This window comes from Pseudoalteromonas maricaloris, assembly GCF_024746855.1.
GTDB classification, from domain to species: Bacteria; Pseudomonadota; Gammaproteobacteria; order Enterobacterales; family Alteromonadaceae; genus Pseudoalteromonas; species Pseudoalteromonas maricaloris.
In genome coordinates, this window is record NZ_CP024625.1 from 3,508,053 (window position 1) to 3,522,668 (window position 14,616).

Genomic DNA, 14,616 nt, shown 5'->3' on the forward strand with positions numbered 1-14,616 from the left:
CTTTTAGGGGAAACAATACTACAATCAAGAGTATTTTTACGGATTGCTATTACTATTGCGTAATTAAAAATATAGTCAACCTGCATTTTCCAATCGTACAGTCGATACCGTAGGCTTGCGACGGTTACATACAAATAAATAGCTATTACGATAGCGCTTTGCTTCTTTCTTAGCATCCGTTGCTAAAGCTGCAACTTGGTGCGAATTGATACAGTGTTGTAAATCTGGTCTCACTAAACCAATCGATAAAGTGAGTAAAGGTACAAATTGCTTTTGCCCTTCACGATTTGTTGCCCAGTAACCGCCAGCACTAACATGCTCGGGAGTAAAAAAGGCTTTTGATTTAAGCTCAAACTGAGTGATGATCTCATGACACAACACTTCTGCATCATTATTATCGAACACCACCATAAAGTCGTCGCCCCCGATATGCCCAACAAAACTTGAGCTCTGTGCACATACATCAACTGTCACCTCGGCAAGTAGCTTAATCACGCTATCGCCACTGGCATATCCATATAAATCATTAAACTGCTTAAAATGATTAAGGTCGATATATGCAAGAGAAAAGTCATGATGTGAACGTAACCTTTGCTCTATTGCCTCATTTATCGCGACATTGCCCGGCAACATGGTTAATGGATTGGCATGTTGAGCATGACGAATTTTTTCTTCTGTGATGTGCTTGAGTATGTCTCTCAAGGGCGCTAAGCCAAGATAACGACCATCTCTAGTAATAATGATATGACGTCGAATATCAAATTCATGGTCGGTTATTTGCTTACTCACCGTATCAAGCTCTTGCTGCTCATCCACCACTAACGGCTGTTTATCCATCAACTTAATCACTGATTTCTTATCGAAGAGCGCATGGCCATATGGTGCCGCAAACACCTCAGTCAGTTGATCTCTGTGTAGCAGCCCAACAGGCTCTCTAGCATCATTAACCACTGCAAGGCTGGTTAGCTTGCGATCTTGTTCAAACAGCCTATGAGCATCGATACATTGCGTACATTCATGGATAGCATTGGCCTCTTTGGCAAGCCAACCGATTGCCATCGACTGCTCAAATTGATTGACACTGGAACGAACTTCCGAATGAAGGGATTTTAACAACGCCAGCTCTGTCGGTGGCTTTCGAGTTGGCTTCGCGAGCAGAAAGCCTTGAGCGTTTACAATACCGAGCTGCTCTATCAGCTTTAGCTCCTCCATCCGCTCAATTCCCTCGGCAATTACTTGAGTGCTAGTGGCTTTAGCAAGCTCGATAATAGACTTTAAAAACTCACGTTTCACCACACTTTGGTCACAATGGTCGATAAAATATCTGTCGACTTTAACGTAGTCAGGGCATAACTCCGACCACTTTCTGAGACCAGAATAACCCGCTCCCAAATCATCAATCGCAATTTGAAACCCAAGTTCTCGATAATGAGTAATTGTAGTTAGTAGCAGATTCGCGTCATCTACTTTGTCTTGCTCAGTCACTTCAATGACGACACGCTTGGGATCGAGCCCATACACTTCTGTAAGATGTCTGGTTTCGCCCTTTGGGTGGCTCGGATCAAGTAACGCTTTTGGACTAACGTTTAAAAATAACTTACCAGGAAGGTTGAGTGAGACGAACTGCTTAATAGCGGCTTCACGACAGATAATCTCGAGTTCTGACAAACGCTCCTGCTTACTCGCGATCGCAAAAAGCTTGTCTGGAGATTCCAACAATGAGCCGGACATGCCACGACTTAATGCTTCAAACCCTAAGATTTGCCGTTTCGCAAGATCGTAGATAGGCTGAAACAGAGTAAATACAGCTTTTTCTTTTATTATTGTATTAAGTACTAACGTGCGCGAAGGATCCACAGCATTAAACTCACTGTAAAAGTATAATCGCGCACGGTAGCAACAGAGTATGACAGATATATGTCAATCGGGTGAAATGTACCCAATTTGCAATTGAATGATTTTCAACCGCTTACTTCAGCGCTCGTTCTACCTGATCAAAGTGTGCAATCACTTCCACAATTTCCATCTCTGCACTCTTATAGTCTTCAGCGCCACTAAACCCCTTCATCGCAATCGCTTGAACCGTTGCTGGATGCACCAATAAATCTTTTGCATGGTAGCAAACAGGATCATCAAACTTGGGTAATTTGCCATCTGCGTGATAGCCAGTTTCGATCTCTTCAAGTGGTAAGGTAGGGATGATATCAGCGGCCTTATCCAAGGCATCTAGATAAGTCTGACACTGAGGATACTTGGCCACAAACTCATTAAGCAAAGTTCTAGAAAGCGTCACAAGATCGGCGGATTGTGCTTCAAGTGCAGCAGCATCTTTCTCGATACGAATATCCGCAAGTAAAGTCTCGGCTTGTGCTTTATATTGCGCCAAAGATGAGGTTGCTTCCGTGGGAGCGGACTCTGTGCGTTGTTCTAATTCAGGTTGCTTAGAACATGCGGTCATTAATGTTAATGCGCCAACCGCCATCACAAGTTTGTACATAGGTATCTCCTTTATTGATAACGATTATCATTATATACTACTGTCATTTTTTAGAAACAATAAAATGACGTTTTACAAACAACAAAAAAGCGGCCAAAAAGCCGCTTTCGATTATCACAACAACTTCTGTGATTAAGGCATAGCGTCTAGGTCTGCACCTTCTTTTTCAACTTCTACTGGGATCAAATCTTCTTTGCTAACGCCCATTGCTACTGCAACTGAACTCGCTACATAAACAGAAGAATAGGTACCGATAAATACACCGAACAGCAGAGCCGTCGCAAAACCGTGAATGGTTTGACCGCCCCATACGAATAGCGCTATCAATACAAGGATAGTCGTAATTGAGGTCACTAATGTACGATTAAGCGTTTGTGTCAGTGAAATGTTGATGATCTCTAAGGTGTCGTCAATGCGTACTTTACGGAAGTTTTCACGAATACGGTCAGACACAACGATAGTATCGTTAAGTGAGTAACCAATTACCGCCAATATTGCCGCCAAAATCGTTAAGTCAAATTCCAGACCTAAGATAGAAAACAGACCCATTGTCAGTACAACATCGTGGAAGAGTGCAAATACAGCACCTACCGCAAAGCGCCATTCAAAACGAAAAGCAACATAAATCAAGATACAGATAAGCGCGGTTAGCATCGCCAAGCCACCCTGCTCTTTGAGATCTTCACCAACACTTGGACCTACGAATTCAATGCGGCGCATCACCACACTTTCGTCTGCTTGCTTAAGTGCTGCAATAAGCTGGTTACCTAATACCTCAGCTTTCACGTCGTCCCCACGAGGGGCGAGTCGCACTAATACCTCTTGGCTTGAACCAAAAAGTTGCACAGAGGCATCGGCAAAACCATTTTCGGCTAATACACTTCGTACCTTTGCTAAGTCTGCTGGCTGTGAAAATCCAACTTCAACTGCCGTACCACCGGTAAAGTCCAAACCAAAGTTTAGTCCTTTCACCATAAACGAGCCGATTGAAGCCAAGATCAACAAAACAGAGAAAGCCATGGAAAGCTTTCTTGCCGACATAAAACGGATAGTGCCTTTTAAGTTTAATAATTGCATGTCCGTCTCCTAGATTGATAGCTTAGTGATACGTCTGCCACCGATGATGGCATTAATAACTGCACGCGTACCAACGATCGCTGTAAACATCGAGGTAATGATACCGATAGCTAAGGTTACCGCGAAGCCTGCAATTGGACCTGTACCAACAGAGAATAGGATCACCGCAGCAATTAAAGTGGTGATGTTGGCATCAAAAATCGTACTAAATGCACTATCGTAACCATGATGAACGGCTTGCTGTGGACTGCGACCTTCCGCAATTTCTTCACGAATACGCTCAAAGATAAGTACGTTAGCGTCAACGGCCATACCGACGGTTAATACTATACCGGCAATACCTGGCAACGTCAGCGTCGCACCAGGGATCATCGACATCACACCCACAATCATGATGAGGTTAGCCGCAAGCGCCAAGTTTGCTACCAGACCAAAGCCTTTGTAGTACAGCAGCATAAAGGCAAGAACAAAAGCAAAACCAAGGACAACCGCAGTCATACCCGCTTCGATATTCTCCTGACCAAGGCTTGGACCTACAGTACGCTCTTCAACGATTTGAATTGGCGCAACCAGTGCTCCTGCACGTAGTAGCAAGCTTAAGTTATGTGCTTCTGCTGGGCTATCAATACCAGTAATACGGAAAGAGCTATTTAAACGCGCTTGAATCGTGGCAACGTTAATCACTTCTTCCACTTTGATTGGTGGTAACGCTTTGCCGTTTTCATCTTTTTTGCCAGACGGTTTGTACTCGATGAAAACCGTCGCCATACGTTTGCCGATAGCACGTTTAGTAAAGGCATTCATTTTTGCCCCACCTTTACTATCAAGCTTGATATTCACCTGAGGGCGCTGATATTCATCCATACCAGATTGCGCACCTGTGATATGCGTACCTTCAAGAATAACGCGTTTTTTAAGCACAACAGGATAGCCATCTTTATGTGGGATCACTTCAGTGCCAGGAGGAATGCGACCTTGTGCTGCTGCACGCACGTCGGCATTTTCGTCTACTTCACGGAACTCAAGCGTTGCCGTAGCACCGAGGATCTCTTTCGCACGAGCCGTGTCCTGAACACCTGGAAGTTGAACAATTATACGCTCACCACCTTGACGTTGAACATTTGGTTCAGCAACACCCAGTTGGTTAATACGATTACGAATAATAGTTTCGTTTTGCTTGATAGCGTATTCACGCAGCTCTTTATATTTAAGGTCGCTAAGGCTTGAGAAGAAAGCAAGGCTATCGCTGCTATCATTGATAAAGTCGTTACCCGGGTAACGTTTTCTCAAGAAGCTCATTGCCGCGTCTTTATCTTCTTCCGAACGCATCGTTACTTGTACACGTTCACTATTAGAAACACGACGCACCGAGCGATAACGCAATTTTTCTTCACGTAAATCGCTCTTAAAATCTTGCTCCATTTGCTCAAGTGCATTGTCCATCGCCGTGACCATATCCACTTCCATAGTGAAGTGAACACCACCACTTAAATCTAGACCAAGCTTCATTGGATTTGCACCTAAGTCTTTTAACCACTCAGGTTGTGCCGGAGACATATTGATTGCTGAAATGTAATCGTCGCTTAAGCTATTACGCAAAATATCTTGTGCTTTAAGCTGATCTTCAACATTTTTGAAGCGAACAAGGATTTGACCGTCTTCTAACACAGAAGATTTTACGGCAAGGTTGTTCTTTTGCAGGGTTTCGTTAACTTGATCTAATACACTGAGCGTCGCATCAGCACCTTTTGTGCCAGATACTTGTATGGCCGGATCGCGACCATACAAGTTAGGTGTGGCATAAAGAATACCGATAGCCAACACAGCGAGAACAAGTAAGTACTTCCACATTGGAAACTTGTTTAACACTGGGCTATCCCTTTATTGTTATTCTTATAGAGATTTCATTGTACCTTTAGGTAACACAGCTGAAACCGCTGACTTTTGCACTGTCACTTCAGTTTGATCGTTTAGTGCGATTACAACAAAGTCTTTATCATCAGCAACTTTTGTGATTTTACCCACAAGTCCACCTTGAGTTAGTACTTCGTCACCCTTACCTAATGCACCCATTAGGTCTTTGTGTTCTTTAACACGCTTGGCTTGTGGACGGTAAATTAAAAAATAAAATACCAAACCAAAAATACCTAACATGATTAGCATTTCCATGCCACCACCAGCAGGTGCTGCCGCTGCAGTGCTAGCATGCGCGTTTGAGATAAAAAAGCTCATTTCACTTCCTCGTTTATAAATTAATTATTTTCTGTCAAACCAACGTCAGCCAACTCAGGCACCGCAATGCCACGGCGCGCATAAAAGTCTTCGACAAATTCATCAAATGTACCTTCAGATAAGGCGTTTCTCATTCCTTCCATCAAGCGTTGATAATAACGTAAGTTATGGATGGTATTGAGTCGAGCGCCTAGAATTTCATTACACTTATCTAGGTGATGTAAGTACGCTCGAGAGTAATTCTTACAAGTGTGGCAATCACACTCAGCATCTAGTGGACTGGTATCTGTTTTGTGTGCTGCATTGCGAATTTTTACCACGCCGCCGGTTACAAATAAGTGACCATTACGAGCGTTACGCGTTGGCATTACACAGTCAAACATGTCGATACCACGACGCACAGCTTCAACCAAATCTTCTGGTTTACCAACGCCCATTAAGTAGCGTGGCTTGTTTTCTGGCATTTTATAAGCACATTGGTCAAGAATATTGATCATGTCTTCTTTAGGCTCACCAACCGATAAACCACCAAGTGCATAACCATCAAACCCAATTTCTTCTAAGCCCTTTTGCGACTCGGTACGAAGCTCTGGGTACATACCGCCCTGAATAATACCGAATAGTGCAGAAGGGTTGTCAGCATGTGCATCTTTAGAGCGCTTAGCCCAACGTAAGCTTAGCTCCATCGAGTCTTTTGCTTCTTTTTCTGTCGCTGGATACGGCGTACATTCGTCAAAAATCATGACGATATCTGACCCTAAATCGCGCTGTACTTCCATCGCTTTTTCTGGAGACAACATGATTTTCTCACCATTAACTGGTGACTTGAATAACACACCTTCTTCCGAAATTTTACGCATCGCACCAAGACTAAATACTTGGAAACCGCCTGAATCGGTCAAAATCGGTTTATCCCAGTTCATAAAGTCATGCAGATCACCGTGCTGCTTGATGATCTCAGTGCCAGGTCTTAGCATCAAGTGGAAGGTATTTCCTAGACAGATATGTGCGCCCGTTTCTTTGAGCTCATCAGGGGTCATGCCTTTTACTGTGCCGTAAGTACCAACAGGCATAAATGCAGGCGTTTCTACCACACCACGGTCAAAAATCAAGCGACCTCGGCGAGCCTTACCCTGTTTGCTATCTAATTCAAATTTCATTGTTACCTCGTTGTCGGAAAAACAGTCCAACTTTGACTAAAAAACGTGCTAAGCCAATGCTTAGGGCAGTGATCTTTCGATTCTACCAAGATTACTAGCGCAATTCTAATATTGGGATAAAAAACACAAAGTCCATATCGAGCTTGCAACTTTACAGCTATAAAACGCAAAATGCCCAGCAACACTGGGCATTTAAATAGTTGTATGGCGTGAGTTACTTATCTTGCTTTTGCAAGAACATCGCATCACCGTAACTAAAGAAGCGGTATTTCTGTTCAATGGCGGTTTGGTAGGCCTTCATAATATGTTGTTGCCCTGCAAACGCACTCACTAACATGATGAGCGTTGATTCTGGTAAGTGAAAGTTAGTCACCATTGCATCTACCACGTTAAAACGGTAGCCCGGATAAATAAAAATATCGGTATCGCCGTAAAGTGGAGCAATTTCACCGCCGTTTGCTTTAGCCGCAGACTCAAGTGAGCGCACCGACGTAGTACCTACCGCGATGACGCGTCCTCCTCTGGCTTTTGCCGCTTTGATTGCCTCCACGACTTCTGCTGAGACCTCGATATATTCTGAGTGCATAACATGCTCTTCCACCGAATCGACTCTCACTGGCTGGAACGTACCTGCGCCCACATGCAAAGTAACAAAGGCCATCTCAACACCTTTGTCTTTTAGCTTGGCCATCAATTCATCATCAAAGTGCAGTCCAGCGGTAGGTGCGGCGACTGCGCCAGGTTTCTCACCATACACAGTCTGATAACGCTCTTTATCTTCTTCATCATCCGGTCTGTCGATATAAGGAGGCAAAGGCATATGGCCAATTTTATCTAAAATAGCCAATACACTTTCTTCGCCCTCAAATCTCAACTCAAATAATTCACCATGGCGCTGAACCATCTCTGCGTTTGCTTGGCCTTCAAGCTCAATCTTAGTACCAGGTTTTGGCGACTTGCTCGCCCTTACGTGAGCAAGCACAGTACGCTCATCTACAACGCGCTCAACCAGTACTTCGAGTTTTCCACCACTGGCTTTTTGACCAAACATACGAGCAGGAATAACTTTAGTGTTATTAAAGATGATTAAGTCTTCTGGATTAATAAGTGCCAAAATATCTCTAAATACTTTGTGTTCTATTTCACCACTATTGCCATTTAAGGTAAGAAGACGACTGCTAGAGCGTTCCTTCATTGGGTGTCTGGCAATCAACTCATCAGGAAGATCAAAACTAAAGTCTGCTACGCGCATGGAAAGGCCTCATTTCTAAAAGTGCGCCAAGTCTAGTGCGGTGTTTTGGCGAAATCAAGTGCTTGTAACCTTGCGTAAATACCTTTAACCTAGCGAGTCTAAAACGGTAATCACCATGTAAAGTTTTGTACGGTGTGCACCTTTGTTTAGTACGTTCTTTATTCTTTACGTTTAAACAATAACTTATCGCTATCGGCTATAATTTCCGAGCAAAGTTCGCGTCACTGTTTGATTATTATCAAGCGGCGGTTAAGTACGATTTGCTAACTTTAAGACAAGCCCAATGATTGTGTCGCAGTATCTGGTGAGGTTTTTTTATTGTGTCTAGACAACTAACGTTGCTCATTGTTAACGCCAGTGCTCACGAGCGTCAAACCTTGACTAAAACTCTTAGTGCATTAGATGTCTTTACTATCATTGCCAAGTCCGACTCTCAAGATGCCCTAAGCTTATTGAAGACGCAAGCTGTCGATTTAGTGATCACCGGCTTGGATGTTGGCAAAATTGACGGCTGGCGATTCTCTCGCATGATCCGCTCAGGTCTGCTGGCAACGCCCAAAAATACCCCCATTGTACTTATTCCGCCAACTTATTGTGAACGAATAGCCGAAACCACCGCCCGTAGCTACAGTATTGATGCCGTGCTGCCATTTGAGCGTCAAGACATGTTGCCGCAAATTCTGGCCAATGTGTTGTCAACGCATTTAGATAAAAGCAGCCGCCTCAACTTGCTGTTGTTAGAGCCCAACCAACAACGTGCGCAAAAAATATGTGAGCACTTATCGCACAATTTCGTTTGCACACATGTAAGCTCGGCGGCCAGCGCTTTATCACTATTTCTACAAGATCACTACGCCATTGTTTTAATGGACACTACGTCTAACTTGTCAGGTTCCGCAGAAAGCTTAGTCGAAAGTATTCTCAAACATCGTCCAAGCCAAGCCATTGTAACCATTATTGACAAACGCGATGCCGACCATGCTGAACAACTACTATTATTAGGTGTTACCGACTTTGTTCGAGCGCCATACGACATGCCCTTTTTAAGCAAGGTATGCGACCATGCGGCGCGGCGAGAAGATTTTATGGTGAGCTATGCTGAGTTTGCTAATAAAGTTGAGCAACTCAGTCGCAGTGAAAGTCGCTACAAAGATTTATTTTCTGCGCACCAAAGGATCTTACTGCACCTCAGAACTGTAGTCGTCGAGTTGGATTTGGAAGGCGCGATCCGCTTTATAAATCCAGCATGGGAATACCTCTCGGGCTTTGGTATTAAGTCGAGCCTCAATACCCAACTCAGCAACTACATTGCCAAAGATGAACTTGCAAGTTTCAACAAAGTCATTCGAGAAATTCAAAGTGGGGTAAGGCAACATGCCCAAGTCGAGCTGCAGCTCTGCCATAAAGCTGGACATCTAGTGTGGGTCGAGTGCCGCCTGCAACTTATCAAGAATACCTCAAGTTCGGTCGCAATAACTGCAACTCTCGATAACATTCACGAGCGCAAGCAAGCTGAACTACAACTCAGACACTTAGCACTGCATGATACGCTTACCGGCTTACACAACCGCTATTATTTTGACCAGCAATTAAATCAGCTGTGCAATGAAGTAAAGTCTGCAGAAGAGATAGAACACGCGCTAATTTACATCGACTTAGATCACTTTAAGATCATCAACGACAGTAAAGGCCATCAGCAAGGAGATATCGTACTCAAAGAAGTATCTGAGTTGTTTGGCGACAAAATAGGTGAAGAGCATCTCACTTTCCGTATTGGGGGAGACGAATTTGCTGTACTGCTTAAACACACCAATTTACTCGATGCTCATATGTGCGCTGAAAGCATTTGCATGGCTATCGAAGAACATAAATTTCACTTTGAAGACAATGCATACTCTCTCAGTTGTTCTATCGGATTAACGCAAATTACCAATGAAAATGCGGATCCCAGTGAGTGTTTGAAACAAGCTGACATAGCCCTTTATATTGCCAAGAATCTCGGCCGCAACTTAGTTCATTGTTATAACAAAGAAGATGAACAAAACCAGACACTGCAAACCGGTTTAGAATGGGGCCATAGTGTTAGGCAAGCGCTTCAGAACGACAGCATAGAACTCCACTATCAACCGATCTGGGATTTCAAAAAACAACAAATAGCCTATTACGAAGCACTGCTTAGATTAAAGATCAACGGTGAGACAATATACCCAAATCAGTTTATTCCTGCATTAGAGCTACTTAATGATACATTTTTGATGGATCAATGCGTGATCAGAACAGCCATTAAAGCACTGGCTGAACATGAGATCCTGAGCCAAGTGGCAATTAACTTATCCGCTCATTCATTTTTAGATGAACGACTGCAGCCACACATTCAAGCCTGCTTAAAAGAGCATCAAGTTTCAGCTAATCGCGTTATTTTTGAGATCACTGAATCTGCCAGTATTAACAATCTTAACGCAACCCAGACGATGATCAAAAACCTGAACGATCTTGGCTGCCATTTCGCTATTGATGATTTCGGGACAGGCTTCAGCACTTTTAGCTACCTAAAACAGCTACCCGCGCAGCATGTTAAGATAGATGGCTCCTTTGTTCGAGACATGCTCAACGACCCAATTGACCTGGCGCTGGTCAAAGCTGTAAACGATATTAGTCACTCATTAGATAAGTGTTCAGTTGCCGAATATGTCGAAAACAAAGAAATATTTCAACAACTTAAGGAAATAGGTGTGGACTATGGACAGGGTTACTTTATCTCAAGGCCACTCCCTATTGAACAACTAGCGAGCAGTGCAAAAACTATTTTATCTCTAAAAACAGCGTAGTAACATTTTTATACTAAAGGTTACTTTTACTTCTTGCAAAGTTCACTATAATTAAAGATACCAGTTTAAAATGTCACCAAATTTTAAGGTAACACCTTAATTTTATAGACATTCAAAGGATTGAGTTACATCTTGCTATGGACTTCAAGGGGTAAATTATGCTGTCATTATCACTATTTTTACTACTCGCAAACTTGCTCATTGCGTATCAATGTTACCGCTATGCCAACACTAAAGGATATCCGGTAAAATTGTTCACAGGGCTCGGTTTGCTACCCTACTTTAATCTAGTGGTTTGGGTTTACTTACTCTTTTTACCAAATTTAACTACTGCAAAAAATATAGAGCAGGCTTAATACAAGCAAGTGTAGTTCCTTTATAAATAAAACAGCATGTAATCATGCTGTTTTTTGTGTCATCACTTTGCGCCCCTAACCTCAAAGAAACACTTTCACCCCAAGCTTAGATTAACTAAAAGCGATAGCTAGTTACTGTCTCGGCTAGCTCTTTAGCCGTTTTCTCACCTTTAACACATTGCTGCACTAAGGATTTTGGATAAACAAATACCTGTTTATTGTTTGGATTACTAAGCTCACTGTAAATAAAGCTTACATGCTCATTTTTAGGCAAACTTCTTAAACCCGCACCATAGTCGCATAAACTTCGGGCTAAGCTGGTTACTAGCATTTTTTCAAGCGCCTGCTGCTTTTCCGCTTTCTCTTTCGCGCGTTTGACCCGCGAAGCCTCAAGGCTCGCTTTCAGCTTATCTTTCAGGTCTTTTAATTCCGAATCCTTAAGTGAAAGCTTTTCTATGCGCTTCTCAACTTCTCTCAATGACTCCGTAAATTCTTTTACTTGATCATCACTTTCGTGCCTTTTCGCAAACTCCAGCTCCGCTTTTTGGCGTTCAAGCTCCCTCAATTGAATTCTATTCTCTCTTTCTTGCTCTACGGCTTCGCGGACCTTCTCGGCTCCTGCTCTCACTTTCTCAGCAGCATCCGAATAAGCTTGAGAGAAAGCCTCAGCTATCGGCTGTGAAATCTCGATCTCCGCGATGTCCATATCAAATTCCGGCAGTTCAAACTCCCCTATTGCAGCCACATCATCGAGATTGTCGATATGAGAGATCCACTCTAAACGGTGCCGACGTTTTAATGCCAGTTCAAACACAACTCCCTGATCTTTTAAATAATAGCCAGAAACACTACGAACTTGATCTTGTGTGTCATGCTGTAATGCACTCATTAATACCCGCTCAAAAATAGCAACCTCACGCTTTAGCGCTTCATCAACAACTTGGGCCTGAGCAAAGCTTGTAGTAATGGCTGCAACAGCGCCAAAACAAAGTGGAATTAACTTCATGGTTTACCTCGATACTGTGCTAAATTTTGTGTCGGTGTTTGCTCTACTTGCTCTGCCAATTCATTCAATTGCAGCCTAAGTAGGGCTTGATCTTGCGCTCTTTGTGCTTGGATCAGATCAACGAGATTATTCATTGCCAAACTGCGCTCTTTACGATTTTGTTCAACCACTTGCGTTGCTAACTTGGCAAGCGTAGCTTGATCTATTGGCTTAGTCTCATCAAGTTTTGCAAGCATGGCCTGCATAGCGCTTTGCTGCTGTGCCAGTTGTGTTTGTTGAACACTCAACTGCTGATGTAAGCCTAAGTTCTGTAGCCAAAGTCCTGACACACCGAGCCCAACAACCAGCCAAGCAGCAACGGCAGCCACTGGCCAAGCGCGAGTGTGGTGCTGCAAAGTGAGCGGTGAGGGTGGCGCTTGCTCTTCGAAGCTAGCAGCACGCTGTTGCCAAGTAGTGGCAGCACTCATCATTTCTCGATATTCACTATCTGCCTGAAGTTCGGCCAACTCTGCCTCAGACAGCACTTTGCCATCTAACCACTGCTCAAATAAGTGGGCTAATTTAGCCATGATTTTGCACCTCTAGTTGCCCTTTCATCTTACCTAACGCACTGTATAACCTAGCCTTCACCGTATTACTTGATAACTCAAGCTGCAGCGCAATTTCATCAAAGGTGTAATGCTGGAAAAACTTTAGCTCCACGACAATGCGCTGCTCAAATGGTAGTTGTTTCAGCGCGATATATATCTCTTCATTACTTTGTTGTTGCGCTATTTTGCTGTCAGGTCCGTGTTGCGGCGTCTCAGGTTCTTTACCTTCAATCGATTCAAACTTATGTTTTCGCATGTGATCCACTATCCTTGCATGGGTGATTCTAAATACCCAAGTCGAGAACTTAGCATCACCATTAAAGGTATGCAGATTTCGATACATACTTAAAAATACATCTTGAGCAATATCTAGTGCGTCTTGCGGGTTACCAACCAGCCTCAAACATTGGTTATACACACGGCTATGATGCTGGGCGCAAAGCTTTGACCATGCTCCTTGATTACCTTGCAGTGCTCTTTTTATTAATTGTTTTTCGCTATTAAAAAACACGCAGTTCACTCATCCAATCTACTCACTAACTATTAATCGTAGCGGGCGCAAAAAAAGTTGTTCAGACAGGAAAATTTTTTGAAAAAAAAGCACCGTTAAGGTGCTTCTTTCATCATCAGTACTGCGACTGACACTGGCCACTGATGTAGCCACCAACAAAGTCGCTAAACAGTCTAAAATCTCTGATCCGCCCGGTAGTACGACGCCAGATCAAGCCAATCTCACGATATGCATGATCTTGTGGTGGCATAGCCACTAAAGGCTTACCTTCTAAAATCCCTGCATTGATCGCCATTTGAGGTAAAAAGGTTACGCCATTTTTATATTCCACCATACTTAATAGAGTATGTAGGTTTGCCGCCTCGAATGGATTGATGCACGCGCTACGGTTCAGGTGACAAGCACTAAGAGCATGCCCCGTCATACAATGCTCTTTTTCGAGTAAAAATACACTTTGCTCAGGTAACAGGTTAAAGTCCTCTATCGGCTCTGGTACGCTGTACTCCGTATGGCGAACCAAACTAAAATGATCTTTTGCAAGTACCTGTGTATGAAACTTATCGGTTCTATATGGCAGCGCTAGCATGGCCATATCAATATGCCCATGCTCTAACTTATCCAGTAAGTTATCACTGGTATCTTCAACCAGTACCAAATTAAGCGCTGCAAATTCTTTTTTGCACGCCTGATAAAGTGGCGCAGCAATAAAACTCGCAATAGTGGGAATGATCCCTAACGTCAACTTGCCAGATAATGGATTTTTATAGCTTTTAGTCAGCTCTTTAACGCTCATGGTGTCGTCGATAATTTTCCGCGCTCGTTCAACCACTTCCTCACCAATATCGGTAAACATTAGGCTGCGATTTTCGCGTTCAATTAGCTGACATCCTAATGTCTCTTCAAGGTTTTGTATCGCGCTACTTAGCGTCGATTGACCAATAAAGCATGCTTCCGCTGCACGACCAAAATGTTGGTGCTGATGCACCGCAAGCAGGTATTGTAGTTGTTTGATACTAGGTAAATTCGTCACAAGCTTTACTCTTAATTTTCAACAGCACAAATAAAAAGACCCCAACACCAAAGGTGTTGAGATCTTTTCAAGCTAAA

At 43.2% G+C, this 14,616-nt stretch carries 13 protein-coding genes; 2 read left to right on the top strand and 11 right to left on the bottom strand.

What is annotated here, in order from left to right:
- Positions 1–75: 75 nt before the first annotated feature.
- The 7 genes from CTT31_RS15585 to queA all read right to left on the bottom strand — a co-directional run bounded on the left by CTT31_RS15585 (position 76) and on the right by queA (position 8,218).
- Entirely contained in the window at positions 76–1,857 is a 1,782-nt protein-coding gene (locus CTT31_RS15585) for a bifunctional diguanylate cyclase/phosphodiesterase (protein ID WP_039492731.1), read from the bottom strand.
- A gap of 112 nt (positions 1,858–1,969) precedes the next feature.
- Positions 1,970–2,497 (bottom strand): hypothetical protein, encoded by a 528-nt coding sequence (locus CTT31_RS15590; RefSeq protein WP_010374160.1) that lies wholly within the window; start codon positions 2,495–2,497, stop codon positions 1,970–1,972.
- Positions 2,498–2,629: 132 nt separating this feature from the next.
- Positions 2,630–3,574 (bottom strand): protein translocase subunit SecF, encoded by a 945-nt coding sequence (gene secF, locus CTT31_RS15595; RefSeq protein ID WP_039492733.1) that lies wholly within the window; start codon positions 3,572–3,574, stop codon positions 2,630–2,632.
- A 9-nt stretch (positions 3,575–3,583) separates the two neighbouring features.
- Complete coding sequence (secD, locus tag CTT31_RS15600) at positions 3,584–5,443, bottom strand: protein translocase subunit SecD (protein WP_010607168.1); 1,860 nt, start codon at positions 5,441–5,443, stop codon at positions 3,584–3,586.
- A 24-nt stretch (positions 5,444–5,467) separates the two neighbouring features.
- Positions 5,468–5,806, bottom strand: a complete 339-nt coding sequence (gene yajC, locus CTT31_RS15605) for a preprotein translocase subunit YajC (protein WP_010374166.1) — start codon at positions 5,804–5,806, stop codon at positions 5,468–5,470.
- Between the two features lie 20 nt (positions 5,807–5,826).
- On the bottom strand, positions 5,827–6,966 hold the full coding sequence (tgt, locus tag CTT31_RS15610; protein WP_260491554.1) for a tRNA guanosine(34) transglycosylase Tgt: 1,140 nt from the start codon (positions 6,964–6,966) through the stop codon (positions 5,827–5,829).
- 214 nt (positions 6,967–7,180) lie between these two features.
- Positions 7,181–8,218 (bottom strand): tRNA preQ1(34) S-adenosylmethionine ribosyltransferase-isomerase QueA, encoded by a 1,038-nt coding sequence (gene queA / locus CTT31_RS15615; protein WP_211858658.1) that lies wholly within the window; start codon positions 8,216–8,218, stop codon positions 7,181–7,183.
- Positions 8,219–8,538: 320 nt separating this feature from the next.
- Here queA and CTT31_RS15620 point away from each other — a divergent pair, with 320 nt between their 5' ends.
- Both CTT31_RS15620 and CTT31_RS15625 read left to right on the top strand, forming a co-directional pair.
- Positions 8,539–11,046 (top strand): two-component system response regulator, encoded by a 2,508-nt coding sequence (locus CTT31_RS15620; protein WP_211858659.1) that lies wholly within the window; start codon positions 8,539–8,541, stop codon positions 11,044–11,046.
- A 158-nt stretch (positions 11,047–11,204) separates the two neighbouring features.
- Positions 11,205–11,402 carry a hypothetical protein gene (locus tag CTT31_RS15625; protein WP_010607165.1) on the top strand — a complete coding sequence of 66 codons (198 nt, stop codon included), beginning with the start codon at positions 11,205–11,207 and terminating at the stop codon, positions 11,400–11,402.
- Between the two features lie 115 nt (positions 11,403–11,517).
- Here CTT31_RS15625 and CTT31_RS15630 read toward each other — a convergent pair whose 3' ends face one another.
- The 4 genes from CTT31_RS15630 to CTT31_RS15645 all read right to left on the bottom strand — a co-directional run bounded on the left by CTT31_RS15630 (position 11,518) and on the right by CTT31_RS15645 (position 14,539).
- Positions 11,518–12,408, bottom strand: coding sequence for a hypothetical protein (locus CTT31_RS15630; RefSeq protein WP_211858660.1), 891 nt, complete (start codon positions 12,406–12,408; stop codon positions 11,518–11,520).
- A complete protein-coding gene (locus tag CTT31_RS15635; RefSeq protein WP_211858661.1) occupies positions 12,405–12,977 on the bottom strand; it encodes a hypothetical protein in 573 nt (190 codons plus the stop codon). The genes CTT31_RS15630 and CTT31_RS15635 overlap by 4 nt, the downstream gene beginning before the upstream one ends.
- Positions 12,970–13,509 (bottom strand): RNA polymerase sigma factor, encoded by a 540-nt coding sequence (locus CTT31_RS15640; RefSeq protein ID WP_260491555.1) that lies wholly within the window; start codon positions 13,507–13,509, stop codon positions 12,970–12,972. The genes CTT31_RS15635 and CTT31_RS15640 overlap by 8 nt, the downstream gene beginning before the upstream one ends.
- A gap of 115 nt (positions 13,510–13,624) precedes the next feature.
- Positions 13,625–14,539, bottom strand: coding sequence for a hydrogen peroxide-inducible genes activator (locus tag CTT31_RS15645; RefSeq protein WP_260491556.1), 915 nt, complete (start codon positions 14,537–14,539; stop codon positions 13,625–13,627).
- Positions 14,540–14,616 lie beyond the last annotated feature (77 nt).